23 protein-coding genes are annotated in these 22,074 nt (G+C 38.3%); 13 read left to right on the top strand and 10 right to left on the bottom strand.

Translation table 11 applies throughout. The annotated features are described in order from the left end of the window. Positions 1-136: 136 nt before the first annotated feature. The 4 genes from Q763_RS06575 to Q763_RS06560 all read left to right on the top strand — a co-directional run bounded on the left by Q763_RS06575 (position 137) and on the right by Q763_RS06560 (position 2,811). Positions 137-1,156 carry a helix-turn-helix transcriptional regulator gene (locus Q763_RS06575; protein WP_035132435.1) on the top strand — a complete coding sequence of 340 codons (1,020 nt, stop codon included), beginning with the start codon at positions 137-139 and terminating at the stop codon, positions 1,154-1,156. A 205-nt stretch (positions 1,157-1,361) separates the two neighbouring features. Continuing rightward, a complete protein-coding gene (locus Q763_RS06570; RefSeq protein ID WP_035132433.1) occupies positions 1,362-1,577 on the top strand; it encodes a hypothetical protein in 216 nt (71 codons plus the stop codon). 31 nt (positions 1,578-1,608) lie between these two features. Beyond that, entirely contained in the window at positions 1,609-2,151 is a 543-nt protein-coding gene (locus tag Q763_RS06565) for a DinB family protein (protein ID WP_035132431.1), read from the top strand. A 96-nt stretch (positions 2,152-2,247) separates the two neighbouring features. Beyond that, positions 2,248-2,811, top strand: a complete 564-nt coding sequence (locus Q763_RS06560; protein WP_035132429.1) for a dihydrofolate reductase family protein — start codon at positions 2,248-2,250, stop codon at positions 2,809-2,811. A 43-nt stretch (positions 2,812-2,854) separates the two neighbouring features. On the opposite strand, the gene Q763_RS06555 is transcribed toward Q763_RS06560, so the two are convergent. The 3 genes from Q763_RS06555 to Q763_RS06545 all read right to left on the bottom strand — a co-directional run bounded on the left by Q763_RS06555 (position 2,855) and on the right by Q763_RS06545 (position 5,971). After that, complete coding sequence (locus Q763_RS06555) at positions 2,855-4,177, bottom strand: dihydrolipoamide acetyltransferase family protein (protein WP_035132427.1); 1,323 nt, start codon at positions 4,175-4,177, stop codon at positions 2,855-2,857. Between the two features lie 104 nt (positions 4,178-4,281). Beyond that, positions 4,282-5,442, bottom strand: coding sequence for a glycosyltransferase family 2 protein (locus tag Q763_RS06550; RefSeq protein WP_035132425.1), 1,161 nt, complete (start codon positions 5,440-5,442; stop codon positions 4,282-4,284). 103 nt (positions 5,443-5,545) lie between these two features. Further along, positions 5,546-5,971, bottom strand: a complete 426-nt coding sequence (locus Q763_RS06545; protein WP_035132668.1) for an Hsp20/alpha crystallin family protein — start codon at positions 5,969-5,971, stop codon at positions 5,546-5,548. A 181-nt stretch (positions 5,972-6,152) separates the two neighbouring features. Between Q763_RS06545 and Q763_RS06540 the strand changes: the two genes are divergently transcribed. Together Q763_RS06540 and Q763_RS17920 are read left to right on the top strand one after the other, a co-directional pair. Continuing rightward, the gene (locus Q763_RS06540; protein WP_035132417.1) at positions 6,153-8,018 is read left to right on the top strand and encodes an ABC-F family ATP-binding cassette domain-containing protein; all 1,866 of its coding nucleotides are present in this window, start codon (positions 6,153-6,155) and stop codon (positions 8,016-8,018) included. A 21-nt stretch (positions 8,019-8,039) separates the two neighbouring features. Beyond that, positions 8,040-8,648 carry a hypothetical protein gene (locus Q763_RS17920; RefSeq protein WP_035132415.1) on the top strand — a complete coding sequence of 203 codons (609 nt, stop codon included), beginning with the start codon at positions 8,040-8,042 and terminating at the stop codon, positions 8,646-8,648. Here the strand turns inward: Q763_RS17920 and Q763_RS06530 are convergent. The 3 genes from Q763_RS06530 to Q763_RS06520 all read right to left on the bottom strand — a co-directional run bounded on the left by Q763_RS06530 (position 8,645) and on the right by Q763_RS06520 (position 10,485). Next, a complete protein-coding gene (locus Q763_RS06530; protein ID WP_035132413.1) occupies positions 8,645-8,899 on the bottom strand; it encodes a DUF7218 family protein in 255 nt (84 codons plus the stop codon). The genes Q763_RS17920 and Q763_RS06530 overlap by 4 nt on opposite strands. A gap of 153 nt (positions 8,900-9,052) precedes the next feature. After that, a complete protein-coding gene (locus tag Q763_RS06525; protein ID WP_035132411.1) occupies positions 9,053-9,718 on the bottom strand; it encodes a hypothetical protein in 666 nt (221 codons plus the stop codon). A gap of 248 nt (positions 9,719-9,966) precedes the next feature. Beyond that, positions 9,967-10,485, bottom strand: coding sequence for a DUF4833 domain-containing protein (locus Q763_RS06520; protein ID WP_035132409.1), 519 nt, complete (start codon positions 10,483-10,485; stop codon positions 9,967-9,969). A 122-nt stretch (positions 10,486-10,607) separates the two neighbouring features. Between Q763_RS06520 and Q763_RS06515 the strand changes: the two genes are divergently transcribed. The 7 genes from Q763_RS06515 to Q763_RS06485 all read left to right on the top strand — a co-directional run bounded on the left by Q763_RS06515 (position 10,608) and on the right by Q763_RS06485 (position 18,648). Next, positions 10,608-11,174, top strand: coding sequence for a hypothetical protein (locus tag Q763_RS06515; protein ID WP_035132407.1), 567 nt, complete (start codon positions 10,608-10,610; stop codon positions 11,172-11,174). A gap of 94 nt (positions 11,175-11,268) precedes the next feature. Continuing rightward, a complete protein-coding gene (locus Q763_RS06510; protein ID WP_035132405.1) occupies positions 11,269-11,970 on the top strand; it encodes an ABC transporter ATP-binding protein in 702 nt (233 codons plus the stop codon). Positions 11,971-12,161: 191 nt separating this feature from the next. Further along, complete coding sequence (locus Q763_RS06505; protein ID WP_035132404.1) at positions 12,162-12,734, top strand: cob(I)yrinic acid a,c-diamide adenosyltransferase; 573 nt, start codon at positions 12,162-12,164, stop codon at positions 12,732-12,734. 180 nt (positions 12,735-12,914) lie between these two features. Beyond that, complete coding sequence (locus Q763_RS06500; protein WP_002986941.1) at positions 12,915-13,136, top strand: DUF2795 domain-containing protein; 222 nt, start codon at positions 12,915-12,917, stop codon at positions 13,134-13,136. A gap of 98 nt (positions 13,137-13,234) precedes the next feature. Further along, the gene (gene secA, locus Q763_RS06495; RefSeq protein ID WP_035132402.1) at positions 13,235-16,597 is read left to right on the top strand and encodes a preprotein translocase subunit SecA; all 3,363 of its coding nucleotides are present in this window, start codon (positions 13,235-13,237) and stop codon (positions 16,595-16,597) included. Between the two features lie 102 nt (positions 16,598-16,699). Next, complete coding sequence (locus tag Q763_RS06490) at positions 16,700-17,275, top strand: hypothetical protein (RefSeq protein ID WP_035132400.1); 576 nt, start codon at positions 16,700-16,702, stop codon at positions 17,273-17,275. 131 nt (positions 17,276-17,406) lie between these two features. Continuing rightward, positions 17,407-18,648 (top strand): cation:proton antiporter, encoded by a 1,242-nt coding sequence (locus Q763_RS06485; RefSeq protein WP_035132398.1) that lies wholly within the window; start codon positions 17,407-17,409, stop codon positions 18,646-18,648. Here Q763_RS06485 and Q763_RS06480 read toward each other — a convergent pair whose 3' ends face one another. The 4 genes from Q763_RS06480 to Q763_RS06470 form a co-directional block, all read right to left on the bottom strand. Further along, entirely contained in the window at positions 18,649-20,058 is a 1,410-nt protein-coding gene (locus Q763_RS06480; protein ID WP_084596022.1) for an FAD-binding oxidoreductase, read from the bottom strand. A 65-nt stretch (positions 20,059-20,123) separates the two neighbouring features. After that, a complete protein-coding gene (locus Q763_RS06475; RefSeq protein ID WP_035132394.1) occupies positions 20,124-20,552 on the bottom strand; it encodes a DoxX family protein in 429 nt (142 codons plus the stop codon). Positions 20,553-20,585: 33 nt separating this feature from the next. Beyond that, positions 20,586-20,750, bottom strand: a complete 165-nt coding sequence (locus Q763_RS17800) for a hypothetical protein (RefSeq protein WP_157499355.1) — start codon at positions 20,748-20,750, stop codon at positions 20,586-20,588. 115 nt (positions 20,751-20,865) lie between these two features. Further along, positions 20,866-22,065 carry an MFS transporter gene (locus Q763_RS06470; RefSeq protein WP_035132392.1) on the bottom strand — a complete coding sequence of 400 codons (1,200 nt, stop codon included), beginning with the start codon at positions 22,063-22,065 and terminating at the stop codon, positions 20,866-20,868. Positions 22,066-22,074: the final 9 nt, after the last annotated feature.

Here is a 22,074-nt window from a genome sequence, read left to right as displayed (position 1 = left end):
TTTAAACAAATTAAAACTTTAAATAATTTTTAAAAATTATCAAAAAATAAAATGTACGCAATTACACTGCGCAGTAAAATGAATTTTACCTACATTTGAAGTATCAATTTTTGCCAAAACCGACAAAACCATCAATATGGCTACAAATAAGCTTGCCCTTTTGCGATACAAAACCATTGACCAATGCCTTAAAAACAGGTTTAGGAAATGGACACTGGAAGATCTTATTGAAAAAGTATCAGATGCTTTGTACGAATATGAAGGCATCACCACAGGAGTAAGCAAACGTACGATTCAGTCAGACATACAAACCATGCGTAGTGACAAGCTGGGTTATAATGCCCCCATAATAGTTACCGATAAACGCTTTTACACGTATGAGGATGCTGATTACAGCATTACCAATTCCCCTATCAATACTGCCGATATGGACAAAATGAAGGAGATTGTAAGTGTACTCAAACAGCTTAACGGGTTTAACTATTTTGACGAGATGAGTGACCTGATTGCAAAACTGGAGAACAACGTAAACAAATCGGCCGACAGTAATAAGAACTTTATACAGTTTGAAGACAACAAGGAACTGAAAGGCAGGGAACACATAACCCCTTTGTATCAGGCTATATTTAATAAAACGCCATTGTTTTTAGAATACAAATCGTTTAAAGCATTAAAGCCAAGCAAGGAAATATATTACCCATACCTTTTAAAGGAATACAGGAACAGATGGTTTTTGGTTTGCAGGCCAAAATCTAACCCAAACCTGCTAACCCTGGCGCTCGACAGGATTATTGAGTTTCACCCGTTACCTAAAGAACTATATGTAGAATATGAAGGGGTTAACTTTGACCGTTATTTTGACGATTTGCTAGGTGTAACCAAATCACACAAGGACAGACCCAACAAAATAATATTACACGTAAACAAGTACAACGCACCTTATGTTATTACCAAGCCCATACATGCTTCCCAACAACTTTTAAGCGAAAACGAAACCGGTATAACTATACGTATAGATGTAGTGCATAATTTTGAACTGGAAAGAGAAATATTAGGATTTGGAGAAACTATAGAAGTACTATCTCCAAAAAAACTCAGGGATATAATTGCACGCCGTTTACATAAGGCTTCAGATAAATACAGGGACGACCAGTAAGCCTGTTTTCTACTATTTATAGTATTGTCAACACTATTGTCAACACGATATTTATCACCATAAACAGCTGTAAAATAATTTTGTATGGCTTTGCCAGATAAAATGACAGGCATAACACTTTAATGTACAATTTTTATCATTGATTCTATTGTAACTTTACACTACTTAATAATCATCATCAATCATCATCTAAAAACCAACAATTATGAAAAAAGTGTTCGTTTTTAAAACCTCTGTCCGTACCAGTAAACAAATACGTTTTGCCAGCAGTATACTTGCTGCTATCGATTCGGTTTTAAGGGTCGATTTTGACCCCGAAGACTGCGACCGCATTGTACGAATTGAAAGCAATAAGGAAATAGCAACAAAGGTTATCAACCTCTTTAAGGCAAACGGATTAAACTGCGAGGAATTAGTTTAAACATTCAACAATCAATCAAAAAACAAACAGTATGATTACCAAACCCGAAACAAACGAGTATCCGCCAAGATTAGAAATGTATATAGGTCTAACTAAAGAAAACGGGCTTATACAGCTTATGAGACAGGATCGTAAACAGACGTACAACTTTTTTAAAAACATTAGCCCCGATATAGCAAACTATCGCTATGCCGAAGGGAAATGGACCATTAAGCAGGTATTAATGCATATAAATTATGTAGAACGAATAATGCAGTACCGCGCCCTGGCAGCCTCCAGAGGAGACAACCAAACCCCATTTGGATTCACCAACCATGAAGCATATATTAAAAATGCTGAAGTGGAACGCCATGATATTGACGAGCTACTGGAAGAGTTTAATGTAATTCGCAATTACAGTATAGAGTTCTTTTCAGGACTTACCGAAAAGCAGTTACAACTATGCTTAGGAAGCGGAGAGGATGCCGTTTCTGCAAGAGCAGTAGGTTATGCCCTTATAGGACATGCACGCCACCATATGAATATTATTAATGAACGCTATCTTAACACTATAGCAGAATACAACGCCATCTAATAAAAATGCTATTGAAGCAAATAAAGTAATATCACATAGCCATAACAGAGTTTTTTTTGCAAGAGAATAAACTGAGATAATAAACGAACTTTAATTATGAGAAAAGTAATTTTAGACCTTGCCGTTACGCTTGATGGTTTCATTGAAGGGCTAAACGGAGAGATTGACTGGTGCATTATGGATACCGATATTGGAGCAGGAGAGAAAAGTTTTTTGGAAACCTTTCCTGAAGAAATAGATACTGTTTTTTACGGAAGAAAAAGCTATGAACTATATGGTAACTACCAACCAGAAAAAGAAAGTGGTTTTAAAGACTTTTATGATAAGATAAACCGAATGAAAAAATATATTTTTTCATCAACCCTTAAGAATGCCGGGGAGCATACAGTAATAAGAGATAATATTATCAAGGAAGTAAATCAAATAAAAAACCAGAAAGGAAAAGACATCTGGCTATTTGGAGGTGCCTCACTAATTACAGACTTTATCAATAATAACCTTATTGATGAATACCGACTTGCGGTCCACCCTGTTATATTGGGCGATGGCAAACCATTATTTCAAAGTATCAAACAACGATTAAACCTTGAACTCATTGAAGCAAAACCTTCTAAATCAGGAGTTACAAGTTTATATTACAAACCTGTTTCGGTTAAATAAAAAAAGCGGCTTAAAGCCGCTTTTTTTATTTATAATATACAGTTTATATATCTCTGTTTGGATCAAATGCTTCAAGGTATTCAGCAACACGCTTAACGAATGAACCTCCCAGCGCTCCGTCTACCACACGGTGGTCATAACTGTGAGAAAGGAACATCTTCTGACGGATACCTATAAAGTCACCCTCCGGAGTTTCGATAACTGCAGGTACTTTCCTTATTGCTCCAAGAGCAAGGATACCTACCTGAGGCTGGTTAATGATTGGTGTACCAAACACGCTACCAAATGTACCTACGTTAGTTACTGTATAAGTACCTCCCTGAGTATCATCCGGCTTAAGTTTACCAGCCTTTGCACGGTTACCTAAATCGTTAACCGCTTTTGCCATACCTACAAGGTTAAGCTGATCTGCATTTTTAATTACCGGAACGATAAGGTTACCGTTTGGTAATGCAGCTGCCATACCAAGGTTTATATTTTTCTTCTTGATGATGTATTCACCGTCAACAGATATGTTCATTAGAGGGAAATCTTTAAGTGCTTTTGCCACAGCCTCCATAAATATAGGAGTAAATGTAAGCTTCTCACCTTCTCTCTTCTCAAATGCACCTTTTACCTTATCTCTCCATTTTACAATGTTGGTTACGTCTACTTCGATGAACGACTGTACGTGTGCCGAAGTTTGTACCGACTGTACCATGTAACCTGAGATAAGTTTTCTCATCCTGTCCATCTCAACAATCTCATCCTGACCATTTACAGATACAGGAGCAGCTTTAGCAGCCTGCGCCGGTTGTGCTGCAGGAGCAGCCTTAGCAACAGGAGCAGCAGTTTGAGCCGGTTGTGCAGCTGGTTGAGAACCTCTGTTCTTAATATAATCTAATATATCGTTTTTAGTTACCCTTCCGTCTTTACCTGTGCCGTTAATGGCTTCAAGTTCAGCTAGGGATATACCTTCTTCTTTTGCAATGTTTTTTACTAACGGAGAGAAAAACTTGTCAGACTCAGAGAAGTCTACCTGAGCAGTAGCAGCAGTTTCCTGAGCCACCTCAACCGTTTTGGCTACAGCCTCTGCAGCAGCAGGAGCAGCTTCGGTTGCTTTTGGAGCTTCGGTTGCAGCACCGCCTTCAGTTTCGATATAAGCGATAGTTTGCCCCACCTGAACCACATCATCCACCTGGAATAAAATCTCGGTAAGTACTCCCGAAACTTCCGACGGAACTTCTGAGTCCACTTTATCTGTGGCAATTTCTAAAACCGCTTCATCAGCTTCAATGCGGTCTCCCACATTTTTTAACCAATTTGTAATCGTTGCCTCAGCAACACTTTCACCCATTTTGGGTAATGTTAATTCAAATTTTGCCATATCGTTAACCTAAAGGTAAAATTAATCTTTCCGCTTGCGAAATTACTAAAAAAAATCAGTTTTTGCCCGTTTCACAACAGGTTTGTGAGCACTTTTACAATTATTTAAGCTTTAATTGTAATTACTTGCCCCCTGTCGTTACTATCGTTACTACCAATAATAAAACGGCTGCCTTCCGGCCTGATCTTAAAGGTAAGTCCTGATTGGCTGAATTTTTCCATAAATTTAATTATCTCAAAAAAATCAACCGAATTATTATCAAAAATCACCTCAACCTGTCCGTATCCGGAAAACGATTGCGAATTTAATAATTTTTCATCAGGTTTAGCATAACGCGTTACTTTTTTTTCAAGACTGTCTTCCAGAGCAATACGTAAATTCTCATCACCCGAGAAAAGCACATACTCTTCCGGAACAACTACCTCTCCTTTTCTACTGCGCTTTACTACAGCAAAAAACAAAGTCCCCGTACGCATAAACAAATCAAAAACCGTAGAAGTTCTAAAGTGTTTTTTATAAAAAAACTGCATCGCTTCCCTAAAGCGCTTCATATAAGTACCATCTTTAACCGTACTCTCTCCTTTATAATGTATAACCGTAGTTTCGTGAAAGTAGTAGTTAACCTTACCCATTTGCTGTATAGTATACGACAAATCGATATCATCACTATACATAAAGCACCCCTCATCAAAACCGCCTGCCTGTAAATACAGTTCGCGCTTCATAACCATAAAGGCGCCAACCAGTATATCTACCTCGCCAGTTTCATTTTGAGTAATGTGCTGGGCATAGTATTTATTGAATACTGATGATTTAGGGAAAAACTTATACATTCCGGCTATTTTGGTAAAAGCCACCCAAGGCGTAGGCACTCCCCTTTTGCTTTCGGGTAAAAAGTTACCGCGACCGTCTACCAGTTTAACTCCGGTAATCCCAATATCAGGTTTACCTCCAGCAAAATGTAGCACTTTTGTAAAAGTATCTTCCGCCACTACCGTATCGGGGTTCAGTATACATATGTACTCACCCTTAGCCGCAGCCACACCTATATTATTACCTTTTGGAAAACCTGAATTCTCCTTGCTTTCAATAAGGGTAATATCAGGAAAGCGCCTTTTCATCATTACACAGCTATCATCTGGAGAATTATTATCTACCACAATTATCTCTCCGTCAATATCTTTAAGAGCCTTTTGCACACTTAGCACGCACTGCTCCAAAAAATAGCGGACATTGTAATTAAGAATAATAACCGATAGCTGCATAGCGCAAATATAATTATTATGTTGAATTGGTTATTTACCTAATGCACCAAAATAAAAAAGCGTCCTTCATCAGGACGCTTTTCAAACCAACTAACTCAAATCATTATGAAATACTAATCACTTTTTTCTCTTTTGGAAGTGCTTCCTCTTTTTTCGGAAGCATTATTTTTAAGATACCGTCTTCATACTGAGCTTGAATACCTTCCTGATTTACTGTTTCAGGCAAAGTGAACGATCTTTTGAAAGAAGAATAACTAAACTCCTTACGGGTAAACTTACCTTCTTCTCCTTCTGTCTTCTCCGTTTTCACTTCGTTAGAAATAGTAAGGATATCATTATCTAACTCAATATTAAATTCTTCTTTTTTAAATCCCGGAGCCATAAGCTCTACAAGGAAATTATTTTCTGTTTCTTTTATATTAACAGGCGCTGTTTTATTTACATACTGTGTACCGCCCATTAAATCTTTAAATAATTCGTCCATTACAAATGGAAAGCTGTTTGTGTTGTTACGTTTTACTAAGTTCATATCGTTTAATTTTTTAGTTTCAAATATTTGCTTAGTAATAGTCAAGTTCTGTTCCAATAGAAAAAACAATGTCATTTTGTCAGCTTAAATGACTTTTTGTCGGTTTTAGTTAAAAAAATATCATTTCACAACCTTAAATACATGACACAAAAAGACTATTTTTGCACAAAATCATACAGCAGTGAACTATCTTTCAGTTGAAAACATATCCAAATCATTTGGCGAACGCACACTTTTTGAGAACATCTCTTTCGGGATCAATAAAGACCAGAAAATTGCCTTTGTTGCCAAAAACGGAACCGGAAAAACAAGCATACTTAAAATAATTACCGGAGAAGACACTCCCGACACCGGACAGGTAGTGATACGCAAAGAAATCAAAATGGCTTTCCTTTCACAGGAACCTAATCTTGACCCTGAGCTTACTATTGAAGAAAGTATATTCGCATCAGACAACGACACACTGAAAGTAATTGAGCAGTACGAAAAAGCACTTGAAAACCCCGAAGACGAAGAGGCTTACCAAAAAGCATTTGAGCGTATGGACGCCAATAATGCCTGGGACTTTGAAACACAGTACAAACAGATTCTCTTTAAACTAAAGCTTGAAGACCTTAAACTGAAGGTTAAAAACCTTTCGGGAGGGCAAAAAAAGCGTTTGGCACTGGCTATCATCCTTATCAATAAGCCCGACCTTTTAATACTGGATGAACCTACCAACCACCTTGACCTTGAAATGATAGAATGGCTGGAAAATTATTTCGCCAAAGAGAACATGACGCTGTTTATGGTTACTCACGACCGCTTTTTCCTGGAACGTGTATGTAACGAAATAATAGAACTTGAAAACGGAAACCTATACCAATACAAAGGTAACTACTCGTACTACCTAAACAAAAAAGAGGAACGTGTAGCTGCCGAAAACGCAAGTATTGACAAAGCAAAAAACCTTTTTGTAAAAGAACTGGACTGGATGCGACGTCAGCCAAAAGCACGTACCACCAAGTCAAAATCCCGTCAGGATGACTTTTATGTAATTAAGGAAAAAGCACACAGCCGCCGCAAGGAGCACCAAGTTGAGCTCGAAATAAACATGGAGCGCATGGGAAGCAAAGTGGTTGAGTTACATAATGTATCTAAAAAATTTAAGGACAAAACCATACTGGATAACTTCAGTTACAACTTTAAGCGTGGCGAGCGTATAGGCATTATAGGTAAAAACGGAACCGGAAAATCTACCTTCCTTAATATACTTACTCAAAGCATGCAGCCCGATAACGGTAAGGTTGTTATTGGAGAAACCATAAAACTGGGCTACTATACCCAGTCGGGCATTAACCCGAAACCGGAACAAAAGGTTATTGACATTATTAAGGAGTTTGGCGAATACATTCCGCTTACAAAAGGCAGAACCATTTCGGCAGCACAACTGTTGGAACGTTTTTTATTCGACCGTAAAAAGCAGTACGATTTTGTAGAGAAACTTAGCGGTGGCGAGTTAAAGCGCCTTTACCTGTGTACCGTACTGATACAAAACCCAAACTTCCTTATACTGGATGAACCTACAAACGATCTTGACATTGTTACACTAAACGTACTGGAAGCTTTCTTATTGGACTATCCGGGGTGTTTACTTGTAGTATCGCACGACCGTTACTTTATGGATAAGATTGTAGACCACCTGTTTGTTTTCCGCGGTGAAGGCGTTATTGAAGACTTCCCTGGTAACTATAGTGACTTCCGTGCTTATGAAGACAGTGCCGAACCTGTTAAGGAAGAAACAAAACCTGCAGCCGATAAAAAAGCCTGGAAACAAAATCAGGTAAAAGCCGGACTTACTTTTAACGAACAGAAGGAATACCAAAAAATAGAAAAGGAAATTAAAGATCTGGAAAGAAAGAAGGAAGACATCGAACAGCTTTTCTCTGATGGTAAGGTAGCCGATGATGCAATTGCCGGAAAGGCCGATGAACTACAAGAGATACTGGATAAAATAGACGAAAAAACAGAGCGCTGGTTTGAGTTAAGCGCTAAAATGGAAGAATAACCCTAACACACTTTTGAGACTATGTCATACCTAACGTTTCTTTTAAAATCAAGCAATGCACACGGCATACATTCGCCTTTTGTATATGAGTTGGTAACCGAAGGATTTTATTCCGGAAAGAAAATATCAGGAAATGACAAAAACGGTCTCAGCAGTAAGGTACTCACCATTTTATTTAAAACCATTAACCACTGCAAGTCGTTTAAACTGGTGGTATATGGAGAAAACTCTAATGAGGTTACCGAAACCATTCGTGAAGTAGGCGAAAGAACCAAAACAAAACTATGGTTCTTTTCTCCTATGGCACCTGTACCCGGCGGGCTCGACCTTGGTTTTATTTGCGGAAGCAATACTCAAAGTATTATGAAAGCCTTTGAACAACTCCGCAAAGACGTAACCGACCAAAACCTGTTTGTACTACCTGATATCCATAAAACACCAGAAATGGAAAAGGCTTGGGAAACCATAAAAAAAGACCCGAATGTTACCATCACTATAGACACATACCATTTAGGCCTTATCTTTTTCCGTAAAGGACAGGCAAAACAAGATTTTATTATCCGACCTTACCGCTCCTTTTTCCTCGATGCCGTTTTAGGCATCCGTAACCTATGGGGATTACTCGCTTAATTGTGTCGCAAAGCATAAGCCAGTTGCGCTTTGGTCATTTTGCTCCTCCCTTCAATACCTACTTTTTTAGCTTCATCATATAGGCTTTGCTTTGTGCGGTCTTCATACTTTTTAGCTTTACCGCCCCTGTGTTCAGCACCTTCACTGTTAGCTATACGTGCCGATTTCTCTTTACTGTAACCTTTGTCTCTTAACGCCTCATACTGCTCTTCATTTTTTATTTGAGGTCTAGTATCTTTTCCTGTTGGCATAACATATATTTTTAATCGGTTTTACTACATAAAGTTAGCAAACCATTAAACAGCAACACGTTAAACCCCGGTTAAAACAAACCCAATAAAATTAAAAAAACCGGCATATAGCCGGCTTTTTTCCACAAACACAAATTTATATAAAACCTTATATTACTCTGTCGCTTCTTCTTTAGCTTCTTGGTTTTCCTCACTTTTAGCTGTCATACGCTCCCATTTAAATTTAGGAGCAAACTCTAACTTAAGAGCCGCAATTTTACGGTTATCTTCTGACGAAAGACCTTCTTTCTCTACTGTATTTTTTCTGGCATCAAGTGCCTCATACCAAGCTTTGATTTTATCAAAATCCTGTCTTGAGTAGCTATCTTTATTTTTATTAAAGGTATCTACAAAGTTTTGGTATACACTAAGAATGTTATCCTTGTTTACCCAGTTAAAGTTAAGATCGTCACCAACCATGTTGTCCGGACCGAAGTATGAAATTACCAGTGCATCAGCAGCTGTTTCATTAGCTTCCTTCTCCGTTTCAGTTTTTACGTTCTCATACTTAGTTTTCGTGTCGTTAATACGAGTTTCTGCATTTTGGCTTTCTTTAGCGTCGCTTAGTGCAGCTTCAGCCTCTGCAAGCCTGGCTTGGTATTCAGCCTCAATCTGAGCCCAGTTAGCCGACCTTTCGGTAGCATCAAGGTTTCCTATTGAGTCAACATACGACTCATAACGGTCAATATTCTTTTCTGCCATTTGCTCGGTATCAGTCTTACAAGACGTTGCACCCGCTGCTACTAACACTGCTCCTAATAATAAGTTTAATCTTTTCATAGTCATTTAATTATTTGATTTGTTACTTGTAATTATTTCGTTACTTGATAGATCAAAGGTAACATCACAATCATGACATTTCAAAGTTTTGGTTAAATTATTAAGAATAGTTTAATACACTTAAAGAATATATTAAGATTTTTAAGAAATACTTAACGAAGTAAAAATCAAAAATTGAAGATTATAAGCCATAAATCCCATTACCCCATACCGACTTGAGGACTTTAAACATTAAGAATGAAGAAAGATTACCTGCTTAAGTACATGGTTTCGGCAAGATCCCTGTGTGTTTTTACATCCCTGCCGTAAAAGTCAATTTTAGAAACATTGGTACCAAGGGCATTACAGTGTAAAAACATACGCTCCAGCACCATTTCCTTACCGTTAATATTTACGGTAACTACAGGTTTGCCTGATTGCATGGCAAGGGTAAGTATTTTTTCGGGATAAGCCGCAAGGGTAAACTCAAACTTGTTTTCCCCTACTTTATTAAAAGTAATCCCGTAAGCCATTTTACGCTGTAGTCCGGTAAGTTCTTCACGGGTACCGTCCTTTTTATAATCTATCTGGTACACATCAATAGGATCACTATCTTTTATGTTGGTATTGCTAATAATATTAGCATCATAAACATAGGTATTGTGATTTTTACTATGCTGAATATAAAAAAGACGTTTGTGGCTATCGGGAGGTTCAGGATAACCATCTTGTGCCAGGCATGCAGGCATGCTGATAATAAAAAGTATGAGTAGGAAATGATTTTTCATATACTGACTATCAACATTATAAATATAGTAAAAAAAATGTTCGACAGCAGTTTTATGTAAAGAAATTGTAAAGTCGCAGGCTGCGACACCCAAGTTATTTATTTTACTATTTTTACTAAACCATGAAAACACACCTTTTACTTATAGTCGCCATACTTATCGTTTCCTGTACTCAAAAAACAGAAAAGGAATACTATAGTCATGAGGTTTCAAAAAAAATTTCAAAAGAACTCGTACAACAGTTTTCACAAAAAGACTCCCCACTCCCCCCACCACCTATTTCTCATTCAGGGATATATATGAAAATTGAAGGTGACAGCATCTGTAAAACAGATATTTTAAACCTTCATTATGTATATAGCTCTTTACATTCAAACGCTGAAAAAGGAACTCTTGAAGATTTTATATACAACGCCATAAACCAAAAAACAATATTTGACTCCGGACTTTACTTTTACCCTAACGAATGCTTCACCCTTACCGATTCAATAACCCAATATTACAACAGATATTCTTTTGACTCTTTCCTAAACAGATATTGCAAAAAGCAACCGGATGACACCTATCATTTTAAAAATAATATGGAAAAAGAAATGCCTACCATTTCTTACTACCTGTATCTAAACGATTATGGCGTAAATCAGGATTGCGTTTCAGGTTATCATATTATCCATAAATCGGTCTTTTAGAAAACCGCCACAATAGCACACTACATAATAATCCAAATATTACCATTCTACATTCCAACAAAAATTCCTTACTTTTAAGCCTCAAAATAAAAGTATGGCACAACCAATTATCGATATAAAAAGCATAACCCGAAACTTTCCGCTGGGCAATGAGGTGGTAAAAGTTTTAAAAGGCATTGATCTAACCATAAACAAAGGCGAATATGTCGCATTAATGGGTCCGTCGGGATCTGGTAAATCAACCCTTATGAACCTGTTAGGCTGCCTGGACACCCCTACCGGGGGCACTTACATCCTGAACGGAAAGGACGTGAGTAAAATGAGCGATAACGAGTTGGCCGAAATACGTAACAAGGAAATAGGCTTCGTTTTCCAAACCTTTAACCTACTGCCTCGTACCACCGCGCTAGACAATGTAGCCCTGCCTATGGTATATGCCGGCTACAAAAAACCCGAGCGTAACGAGCGCGCCTCACAGGTACTAACACAGGTAGGACTGGAAGACCGCATGGACCACAAACCCAACCAGCTTTCGGGAGGACAGCGCCAAAGGGTTGCCGTAGCCCGCGCACTGGTTAACCACCCATCTATCATTCTTGCCGATGAGCCTACGGGTAATCTGGACAGTAAAACATCGGTAGAGATAATGAAACTTTTTAACGAAATACACGCAAACGGCAATACCGTTATACTGGTAACCCACGAGGAAGACATTGCTGCTTATGCTCACAGGGTTATCCGTCTTAGAGATGGTGTTATAGAAAGCGACAACATTAATCCTAATCCACACAGGTAGTATTTAAGTAGTATCCGGTTAACAGTTGGCAATATTCATCAAACACGCTGTCATTCTGAACGAAATGCAAATGGAGTGAAGAATCTAAATCAGTAAAAGAGATCCTTCCTTCGTCAGGATGACACCGCTCTATATTTTTAATCATTAAATTTTTAATCATTAAATTTTCAATCTTTCAATAGCATTACAAAATGAAAGTATATACTAAAACAGGAGATAAAGGTACCACTGCCCTTTTTGGCGGAACTCGTGTACCAAAACACCATATACGCATAGAGAGCTACGGAACGGTAGACGAACTTAACTCACATATTGGGCTTATCCGTGATCAGGATATGAACCCCCATTACAAAAAAGTACTGGAACATATTCAGGATCGCCTGTTTACTTTAGGTGCCATATTGGCAACAGATCCCGAAAAACTAATCCTGAAAAACGGAAAAGAAAGACTTAACATCCCTAAAATCTCTGAGGAGAATATTCAATATCTTGAAAATGAGATTGACGCTATGGATTCTGAATTACCCCCAATGACACATTTTGTGCTTCCGGGAGGTCATACAACTGTGTCATATTGTCACATAGCACGTTGTGTTTGCCGTCGTGCAGAGCGTTTATCGGTACATTTACATGAGCTTGAACCTACAGATGAGAGGGTTTTGACATACTTAAACCGACTTTCTGACTACCTTTTTGTGTTGGCACGAAAGTTGTCCCATGACCTTAAGGCTGACGAAGTGAAGTGGATACCTGAAAAGTATTAGTTGGCAAACCCTTACGGTTAGCAGTAAAATCGGGGGATCTAAGCAGTCTTAAACGGCCTGTAAACCCCGTATATAGGGCACCGGGAAAACGTTCTTAACTTTTTACAGAAAATAAACAAAATTTTACTTGACTATTTCAGTATAAAATTTATTTTTGCATAAAATTAAATCGTTTATAAGATGTATTGGACATTAGAACTAGCATCCTATTTGAGTGATGCCCCGTGGCCGGCTACAAAAGATGAGCTGATTGACTATGCCATCAGAACAGGAGCACCACTTGAGGTAGTAGAAAACCTACAATCTATTGAGGATGAAGGAGAAATCTACGAATCAATGGAAGAAATATGGCCTGACTATCCTACAGACGAAGACTATCTTTGGAACGAGGATGAATATTAGGAAAAATAAAATCAACTGAAAAGTCTCTTCAATGAGGCTTTTTTTTTGGTTAAATTTGTACCTAACAGAGAAAAACAAACAAAAGTAATTATATAATAATGAGTTTAATAAACAGCATTCTAAAAGCTTTTGTAGGTGACAAATCGCAAAAGGATATAAAGGCAATCCAGCCTTTAATCAATAAGGTTAAAACCTACGAAGAAGCTTTAGCGCAACTTTCTAACGATGAGCTTAGAGCTAAAACTATCTACTTTAAGGAGAAGATACGTGATGCCCGTGCTGATAAAGATGCTAAAATCGCGTCTTACCAGCAGGAAGTTGAACAAACAGAAGACATTGATGCAAGAGAAGATATTTATGCATCTATCGATGCTCTTGAAAAAGAAGCATATGAGATAAGTGAGAAAGTATTAATGGATATACTGCCGGAAGCATTTGCGGTAGTGAAGGAAACAGCCCGCCGATTTAAAGAGAACAGCTCTGTTACGGTTAAAGCTACTCCAAAAGATATTGAACTTTCAGCAACTAAACCATACATTACCATTGAGGGCGATAATGCCTTATGGGCTAACACATGGAATGCCGCAGGTAAGGAAATTACCTGGGACATGATTCACTACGATGTTCAGCTTATTGGTGGTATAGTACTTCACCAGGGTAAAATTGCCGAGATGCAAACGGGTGAAGGTAAAACTCTTGTGGCTACCCTTCCGCTTTACCTTAACGCCCTTACAGGAAACGGTGTTCACCTTGTAACGGTGAACGACTACCTTGCACGTAGGGATAGTACGTGGAAAGCTCCTTTATTTGAATTCCACGGTATGACGGTTGACTGTATTGATAACCACCAGCCTAACTCTGACGCCAGAAGAAAAGCTTATGCTGCAGATATTACTTATGGTACAAATAACGAGTTTGGTTTTGACTACCTAAGGGATAACATGGCTCACTCTCCTAGCGACCTTGTACAAAGAAAGCATAACTATGCGATTGTCGATGAGGTTGACTCGGTATTGATTGACGACGCCCGTACGCCGCTTATCATATCCGGTCCGGTTCCGCAGGGAGACCGTCATGAGTTTAACGAACTTAAGCCAAAGGTAGACAACCTTTACAACATGCAGAGAACACTTATTAACGGTGTACTTGCAGAGGCTAAAAAACTGATAAAAGAAGGTAATACTAAAGAAGGTGGTTTCCTTTTACTAAGAGCACACCGTGGTTTACCTAAAAATAAAGCACTTATCAAATTTTTGAGTGAAGAAGGTGTGAAGCAACTGCTTCAAAAAACCGAAAATCACTATATGCAGGACAACAACCGTGAAATGCATAAAATTGATGAGGCTCTTTACTTTGTAATCGAAGAGAAAAACAATCAGGTAGAACTTACTGATAACGGTATTCAGTTCCTTTCTCAGGATACCGACAATGACTTCTTTGTACTTCCGGACATCGGTACTGAGATTGCCAACATTGAAAAGAAAAAATTAAGCAAAGAAGAAGAGGCAGAAGAGAAAGAAGTATTATTTAAAGACTTCTCTATTAAGAGTGAGCGTATCCATACCCTTACTCAGCTTTTAAAAGCTTATACCCTGTTTGAAAAAGACGTTGAGTATGTAATCATGGACAACAAGATCATGATTGTAGACGAGCAAACTGGTCGTATTATGGATGGTAGACGTTATTCAGACGGTTTACACCAGGCTATTGAGGCTAAAGAGAACGTTAAAATCGAAGCTGCTACTCAAACCTTTGCTACCATTACTCTGCAAAACTACTTCAGGATGTATAACAAACTGGGTGGTATGACGGGTACAGCTGTTACAGAAGCAGGTGAGTTTTGGGAAATTTACAAATTGGATGTTGTTGAAATTCCAACTAACAGACCAATTGCACGTAAAGACAAACACGATCTTATATACCGCACAATGCGTGAGAAATTCAACGCTGTTATTGAAGATGTAACAGAACTTTCTCAGGCAGGAAGACCAGTGCTTATCGGTACAACATCGGTAGACATTTCAGAGTTATTAAGCCGTATGCTTAAAATGAGAAATGTACCACACAATGTACTGAATGCGAAACTTCACAAAAAAGAGGCAGAAATTGTTGCCGAAGCAGGTAAACCGGGTATTGTAACCATCGCTACAAACATGGCAGGTCGTGGTACCGATATTAAGCTTACTCCGGAAGTTAAGGCTGCAGGAGGTTTAGCAATTATTGGTACAGAACGTCACGATTCAAGACGTGTGGACAGACAGCTTCGTGGTCGTGCCGGTCGTCAGGGAGATCCTGGAAGTTCTCAGTTCTATGTATCTCTTGAAGATAACCTGATGCGTTTATTCGGTTCTGAAAGAGTTGCTAAGATAATGGACAGAATGGGACTTAAAGAGGGTGAGGTTATCCAGCACTCTATGATGACCAAGTCTATTGAACGTGCACAGAAAAAAGTGGAAGAAAACAACTTTGGTGTACGTAAGCGTCTTCTTGAATATGATGACGTAATGAACGCTCAGCGTGAGGTAGTTTACAAGCGTAGAAAACACGCATTATTTGGGGAGCGTCTTAAAGTGGATATCGCCAACATGATGTATGATACTGCTGAGGTTATTGCCGAAAACAACAAAGCCACAAACGACTTTAAAAACTTTGAGTTTGAGCTTATCCGTAACTTTGCTATAAGTTCTCCTATTAGCGAAGCCGAATTTGGTAAACTAAACCCTATAGAAATTGCAGGTAAAGTTTACAAAGTTGTAAGCCAGGCCTATCATGATAAAACAGAGCGTACTGCTGCCGAAGCATTTATCGTAATCAAAAACGTTTACGAAAACAACCAGGGACAGTATGAGCGTATTGTAGTACCGTTTACCGATGGTGTGAAATCACTTAATGTGGTTACAAACCTTGAAAAAGCTTACCAAAGCGAAGGTAAATCACTTATCAGTGATTTTGAGAAGAACATCACCCTTGCTATTGTTGATGAAGCATGGAAGAAACACCTTCGCAAAATGGATGAGCTGAAACAATCGGTACAGCTTGCAGTACACGAACAAAAAGATCCGCTGCTTATCTATAAGTTTGAAGCATTCGAACTGTTTAAAAAGACAGTAGACAGCATCAATAAAGATGTAATCTCATTCCTGTTTAAAGGAGAGCTTCCGGCTCAAAACGCTCAGCAAATTCAGGATGCAGAACAACAGGTTCAGAGAAAAGAAGAGTACACTGAAAGCAAGGAAGAAGTTTTAAACACTGAGGAGATGGCCGAAAAAGCACGTCAGGTGTCACAACAAAGCCAAAGCCGCCCTCAGGTTACTGAAACCATTGTAAGGGATGCTCCAAAAATTAACCGTAATGACAACGTTACTATTAAACATGTTATGAGCGGTAAAACCGAAACCATGAAATTCAAAAAGGCAGAAAGCCTTATTTCAACCGGTGAATGGGTTGTAGTAAACGAGTAATTATATTAGCTCCATAAATAAAAATCCCGACTTATTAGTCGGGATTTTTTTATACCTGCTATTTAAAACAAACCTTTTATCTTTATCAAAAACCAAACAACCATGAAAAAACATCTTATCGCCTTTGTTTTATTATTCACAGCCATTTCAGGATTTTCTCAGGATGTAAAAGCACTAAAAACTACGGCTGAAGAAATGTATAAGCACAGTGTAAACAAAGATTTTGAAGCCGTAACCGAATTTATTTACCCTAAATTTTTTGAAATACTTCCAAAAGAACAAATGGTTGAAGGTATGAAGCAAATGCTTGAAGGTAATGATGATTTTAAAATGGAAATAACCAACACTGCTTTAGATATAGAAGTTGGAGACATCAAAACAATAAACAACGGATATTATACCACACTTAAACAAAACTACGCCCTTAAAATGATCTTTAAAGATGTAATACCTGAAGATAGTTCAGAAATGTTTATTGATATGTATAAAAAGATGTTGAATACCGAAGATGTTACCTTTAATGCAAAAGACAATTCATTAAATATTATCAAGCGAATAGATTATATAGCCATTGCTAACAATCTAACCAATAACAAATGGAGATTTATTGGCGCAGCACAACCTGAGGTTATGAACCAGATTCTGGATCCCGAAGTAATAAAAGAACTGGGATTATAAAACGCATAAAAAATTTAACACAAAAGCCCTTTAGTTAAAGGACTTTTGTGCTTTAAAAGAATAGGTAAATCCTTTGGTTTTCTGTATTTTTGGGAAACCCGCATTTATTACTCATATACCTTTAAACACCTATGGAATTATACTATTCTCTCTCTGTACTGATAGTATTAGCATCTTTTTTTGCCTATTTTAATGTACGTTTTCTTAAACTACCCTCCACTATTGGGATCATGGTTATTGCAATGGCCGTATCCATATTTCTGGTAGTGTTTGGCCATGTAGTTCCCGATACATTACACAGAATATCAACACTTATCTCCCAGTTTGATTTTACTGAACTCCTAATGGGTGCCATGCTTAACTTCATGCTTTTTGCGGGAGCTATTCATATTAACCTTAAAGACCTTAGGGAACAACGACTACCCATAATCATATTCTCTACCGTAAGTGTTGTAATCTCAACGTTTGCCGTCGGAACATTCTTGTATTACCTTACACCCTTTTTACATCTTGAAATACCTTATATGTACTGCCTGCTTTTTGGGGCACTTATATCTCCTACAGATCCTGTAGCAGTACTAAGTATACTAAAGGAAGTTAAAGTGCGTAAATCACTGGAAACAAAAATTGCCGGAGAATCCCTTTTTAACGATGGTATGGCAATTGTTGCCTTTGCCGTTATACTGAACATCGCTCAGGACAACGAATACACCCCTACCGTTTTTAATGTGGTTTGGTTATTTTTAAGAGAAGCGGGTGGTGGCTTTTTAATGGGAACACTATTGGGGGCCGTTGCTGCAACTGCCATCCGTAAAATTGACGATTATAAAGTAACCGTACTAATAACACTGGCTGTTGTTATGGGAGGCTATTTAATTGCTTCGGCTATGCATATATCAGGTCCGCTTACCATGGTGTTTGCCGGTTTGATTATAGGTAACTTCAAAAAGAAGTCGGCCATGTCGGCAGAAACAAAAGACTACCTAGAGAAGTTTTGGGAGCTTAACGACGAAATACTAAATGCCGTATTATTCCTTTTTATAGGTTTCAACCTACTTATGGTAAACAACATCAACAGTTATTGGTTACCGGGACTTACCTGTGTTGTGGTAGTATTACTGGCACGCTATGTATCTATATGGTTGCCTACCCTTATTGTACCCTTTAAAAAGAAATTCAACTCCAGCACCATAAAAATACTGGTATGGGGCGGACTGAGAGGTGGTGTATCCATAGCCCTTGCCTTATCAATAGATGATGTACCCTATAAAAATGATATAATCGCTATTACGTACTTTGTAGTGGTATTCTCCATTTTAGTACAGGGACTGTCTATCGCTAAGATTGCAGGAAAATTGCTATCCAAAAAATAATTAAACCAGGCTATCAGGAAGAATTTTTCCCGGGTTAAGTACATTATTCGGATCAAATATCTTTTTGATGCTTTTCATTAATTGAAGCTGGGGATCGTTAAAAGCAATATCCATATGATTTTTCTGTACATAACCAATACCATGCTCTCCCGAAAGTGTTCCCTTTAATGATACTGTTAGTTCAAAAATTTCACGTATCCCTTTAGGCACTTCGGTTTTCCAGTTCTCATCGGTCATATCGCCTTTTATGATATTTACGTGCAGGTTACCGTCTCCGGCATGACCGTAACAAACCGAATGGAAACCATACTTTTTACCTATTGTTTTTATCCCTTCTAAAAGTGTAGGAAGTTCGTATCTCGGCACCACTGTATCTTCCTCCTTATAAACCGAGTTCGACTTCACAGCTTCACCTACAGCCCTGCGAAGTTTCCAAAGTGCATTTTTCTGATCTTCGCTATCGGCAAATAAAATCTCGTCAATATCAAACTGTTCCAGTACTTGAGTTATCTTTTCAGCTTCGGCAAAAAGCACATCAGGATAATTACCATCTACCTCAATAAGTAAATGAGCTTCAACTTCATCTTTAATATCAAGGCTCACACCATCTACATATTTAAGGGTCCAGTCTATCGCATCACGTTCCATAAACTCCAACGCACTGGGCACTACCCCGGCCCTGAATATTTGTGCCACAGCTTCACAAGCCTGTCCCGCCTTAAAGAAAGGTACTAACATTAATATATTATGGGAATTGTCAGGCAGTAGTTTCATTACAATTTTGGTAATAATACCAAGTGTACCCTCGCTACCCACCATAAGTTGGGTTAAATTATATCCGGTAGAGTTTTTAAGTGTATTAGCACCTGTCCATATAATTTCGCCATTAGGAAGTACCACTTCAAGGTTAAGCACATAATCTTTAGTAACACCATATTTAACGGCGCGAGCACCTCCGGCATTTTCGGCTACGTTCCCCCCTATGGTACAACTCCCCTGACTACTTGGATCGGGCGGATAAAAAAGTCCTTTCTCCTTAGCTGCTTCCCTAAAAACCTGAGTAATTACAGCGGGCTCTACAATTGCCTGAAGGTTTTTTTCATCAATCTCAATCTTATTAAAGCGCTCCATTGAAAGGCCGATACCCGCATAAATACTAAGCGCACCACCACTAAGGCCTGTACGTCCGCCAATAGGCACTACAGGAACACCATACTCGTTTGCCAGTTTCATAATGGCAGCCACCTCTTGGGTACTGCCCGGCTTTAGTACAACCGAGGGTGGAAAAACATAATCCTCAGTTTCGTCATGTCCGTAATGGTTTCTGGTCTCTGTATCTAAAAAAAGAAATGACTGCCCAACTATGTTTTCAAGTGAGGCAATCATTTCTTGTGTTAGCGGCTTAGTCATCATAGTATTAATGTAAGTTTACATCAAAAGTACTACAAAAAACCAGCCTGAAAAATATAAAAGTACTAATAAAACATCTTCCTTTTCTTCCTGCATATCAAATGATCTAACGAATATTTACCGCTACCTGTAATGAGTAACAGTACGTAAACCATTAAGTATATGCTTCCCAGCTCCTGTCGTTCAAAACCATCAGAACCATGAATCATAAACACTGCCACTACCATAGTTATTATTAGCGGTAATACCGCCAGTCTGGTGGCCAAACCTAATATTAACAGTGCAGAACACACCACCTCTGCAAACACCACCAGCATAAGGGAAGCGGTTGCCCCTATACCAAAGGGATCGGCAAACTGTATAGGCTCGTCACTAAGCAGTAGCTCTATTTTTTTTAACCCGTGCGTAAGCATAAAAAGGGCTATTGTAATCCTGATTAAAAAAAGAACGAAATTGTATAATTTTTTATCTCTCGTAGTATCAAAAATCCACATAATGAAAAATTCCTTTAAATGTTAAGTGGGGAGTTACTTTATACATTGTGGGGGAAACTTTTTATTCGCTACAGGTATAGGTACCATAGCAGGTGTTTTTTTGGGGAGATACTTACTGCCGATAATTTCAAAAATCACCAGCCTTGCAGCCCTTAATACCTTAAGTACAAGGCCTGCTGTTAACTTTATTACAGACATATTGTTTTGAGTTTAGATGGATTTCATAAACTTAGTTAAAATACTACAAAAAAGAACAAAAAGCCGATAATAAAACAATATTACCGGCTCCTGTTAAAATTATAACTGATTTTATTTATTTCTTTTTTAGGTTCGGAAGGAAATAAGCAATAACACCTATTAGTGGCAAAAAGGCACAAATGTTATATACATATTCAATACTGGTTTTATCGGCAAGGTAACCCAGCAAGGCAGAACCCAGTCCGCCCATACCAAAGGCAAAACCATAGAAAAGTCCCGATACCATTCCCAGTTTTTTAGGAAGCAGTTCCTGTGCGTATACTAATATTGCCGGGAAAGCCGATGAGATTATTACACCTATTATCACTATAAGTATGGCTGTCCAAAACAAATTAGCAAATGGTAACATCAATGTAAACGGTGCGGCCCCCAGTACTGAAAACCATATTACATATTTACGCCCAAACTTATCTCCCAATGGTCCGCCAAGTAATGTACCCGCAGCTACCGAGATAAGGAACATAAACAGGTAAAACTGTGCATCCTGTACCGAAAGGTAAAACTTATCCATTAGGTAAAAGGTAAAGTAACTGGAAATACTCGCCACATAAAAATACTTGGAAAATATGAGTACCAGCAGTATAATTACCGAAACCACTACCTGAGTTTGCGTTAAATCAGGCAATTGTTCTACCTTCTTCTTACGGGCAGTAAGGTTCAAATGTTCCTGGTACCACCTCCCAATATGGCTTAATACCATAATAGCCAATATAGCCACAATAGCAAACCAAACAATGTAACGCTGTCCGTTTGGCACCACTACCCATGCTATTAATAACGGACCAATTGCCGTACCTGTATTACCTCCTATCTGGAAAATGGATTGTGCCAGTCCCCTTTTACCTCCCGATGCCAGATAAGCCACCCTCGATGCTTCAGGATGGAATATAGATGAACCAATACCTACCATAATTACCGAAAGTAGTATAACAGGGAAAGACCCTGCATAGGAAAGCGTAATGATACCCGAAAGGGTAAACAGCATACCTATAACCTTAGAGAACGGTTTAGGGTTTTTATCGGTAAAAAAACCTACAAAAGGCTGTAGTATAGACGCTGCTACCTGATAGGAAAAGGTAATAAGTCCTACCTGAGTAAAGTTAAGATTGTAATTTTCTTTAAGTATAGGATAAGATGCCGGAATAACCGATTGTAGTAAATCGTTTAACAAATGGGCAAAACTTATGGAAAAGAGTATCGAATAAACGGTTTTAGAAGCAATTTCTTTTTGCTTCTCTGTAAGAACATTATCCATAAAAAAAAC

This window comes from Flavobacterium beibuense F44-8 (assembly GCF_000769915.1).
GTDB classification, from domain to species: Bacteria; Bacteroidota; Bacteroidia; order Flavobacteriales; family Flavobacteriaceae; genus Flavobacterium; species Flavobacterium beibuense.
The sequence above is the reverse complement of the archived record's forward strand: the minus strand, read 5'-3'. Positions and strand labels throughout refer to the sequence as shown.

What these genes read in the sequence shown, in the direction of transcription:
- Q763_RS06575 (WP_035132435.1), top strand. Translation starts at nt 137, where the DNA reads ATGGCTACAAATAAGCTTGCCCTTTTGCGATACAAAACCATTGACCAA.
- Q763_RS06570 (WP_035132433.1), top strand. Translation starts at nt 1,362, where the DNA reads ATGAAAAAAGTGTTCGTTTTTAAAACCTCTGTCCGTACCAGTAAACAA.
- Q763_RS06565 (WP_035132431.1), top strand. Translation starts at nt 1,609, where the DNA reads ATGATTACCAAACCCGAAACAAACGAGTATCCGCCAAGATTAGAAATG.
- Q763_RS06560 (WP_035132429.1), top strand. Translation starts at nt 2,248, where the DNA reads ATGAGAAAAGTAATTTTAGACCTTGCCGTTACGCTTGATGGTTTCATT.
- Q763_RS06555 (WP_035132427.1), bottom strand. Translation starts at nt 4,177, where the DNA reads ATGGCAAAATTTGAATTAACATTACCCAAAATGGGTGAAAGTGTTGCT.
- Q763_RS06550 (WP_035132425.1), bottom strand. Translation starts at nt 5,442, where the DNA reads ATGCAGCTATCGGTTATTATTCTTAATTACAATGTCCGCTATTTTTTG.
- Q763_RS06545 (WP_035132668.1), bottom strand. Translation starts at nt 5,971, where the DNA reads ATGAACTTAGTAAAACGTAACAACACAAACAGCTTTCCATTTGTAATG.
- Q763_RS17920 (WP_035132415.1), top strand. Translation starts at nt 8,040, where the DNA reads ATGTCATACCTAACGTTTCTTTTAAAATCAAGCAATGCACACGGCATA.
- Q763_RS06530 (WP_035132413.1), bottom strand. Translation starts at nt 8,899, where the DNA reads ATGCCAACAGGAAAAGATACTAGACCTCAAATAAAAAATGAAGAGCAG.
- Q763_RS06525 (WP_035132411.1), bottom strand. Translation starts at nt 9,718, where the DNA reads ATGAAAAGATTAAACTTATTATTAGGAGCAGTGTTAGTAGCAGCGGGT.
- Q763_RS06520 (WP_035132409.1), bottom strand. Translation starts at nt 10,485, where the DNA reads ATGAAAAATCATTTCCTACTCATACTTTTTATTATCAGCATGCCTGCA.
- Q763_RS06515 (WP_035132407.1), top strand. Translation starts at nt 10,608, where the DNA reads ATGAAAACACACCTTTTACTTATAGTCGCCATACTTATCGTTTCCTGT.
- Q763_RS06510 (WP_035132405.1), top strand. Translation starts at nt 11,269, where the DNA reads ATGGCACAACCAATTATCGATATAAAAAGCATAACCCGAAACTTTCCG.
- Q763_RS06505 (WP_035132404.1), top strand. Translation starts at nt 12,162, where the DNA reads ATGAAAGTATATACTAAAACAGGAGATAAAGGTACCACTGCCCTTTTT.
- Q763_RS06500 (WP_002986941.1), top strand. Translation starts at nt 12,915, where the DNA reads ATGTATTGGACATTAGAACTAGCATCCTATTTGAGTGATGCCCCGTGG.
- secA (WP_035132402.1), top strand. Translation starts at nt 13,235, where the DNA reads ATGAGTTTAATAAACAGCATTCTAAAAGCTTTTGTAGGTGACAAATCG.
- Q763_RS06490 (WP_035132400.1), top strand. Translation starts at nt 16,700, where the DNA reads ATGAAAAAACATCTTATCGCCTTTGTTTTATTATTCACAGCCATTTCA.
- Q763_RS06485 (WP_035132398.1), top strand. Translation starts at nt 17,407, where the DNA reads ATGGAATTATACTATTCTCTCTCTGTACTGATAGTATTAGCATCTTTT.
- Q763_RS06480 (WP_084596022.1), bottom strand. Translation starts at nt 20,058, where the DNA reads ATGACTAAGCCGCTAACACAAGAAATGATTGCCTCACTTGAAAACATA.
- Q763_RS06475 (WP_035132394.1), bottom strand. Translation starts at nt 20,552, where the DNA reads ATGTGGATTTTTGATACTACGAGAGATAAAAAATTATACAATTTCGTT.
- Q763_RS17800 (WP_157499355.1), bottom strand. Translation starts at nt 20,750, where the DNA reads ATGTCTGTAATAAAGTTAACAGCAGGCCTTGTACTTAAGGTATTAAGG.
- Q763_RS06470 (WP_035132392.1), bottom strand. Translation starts at nt 22,065, where the DNA reads ATGGATAATGTTCTTACAGAGAAGCAAAAAGAAATTGCTTCTAAAACC.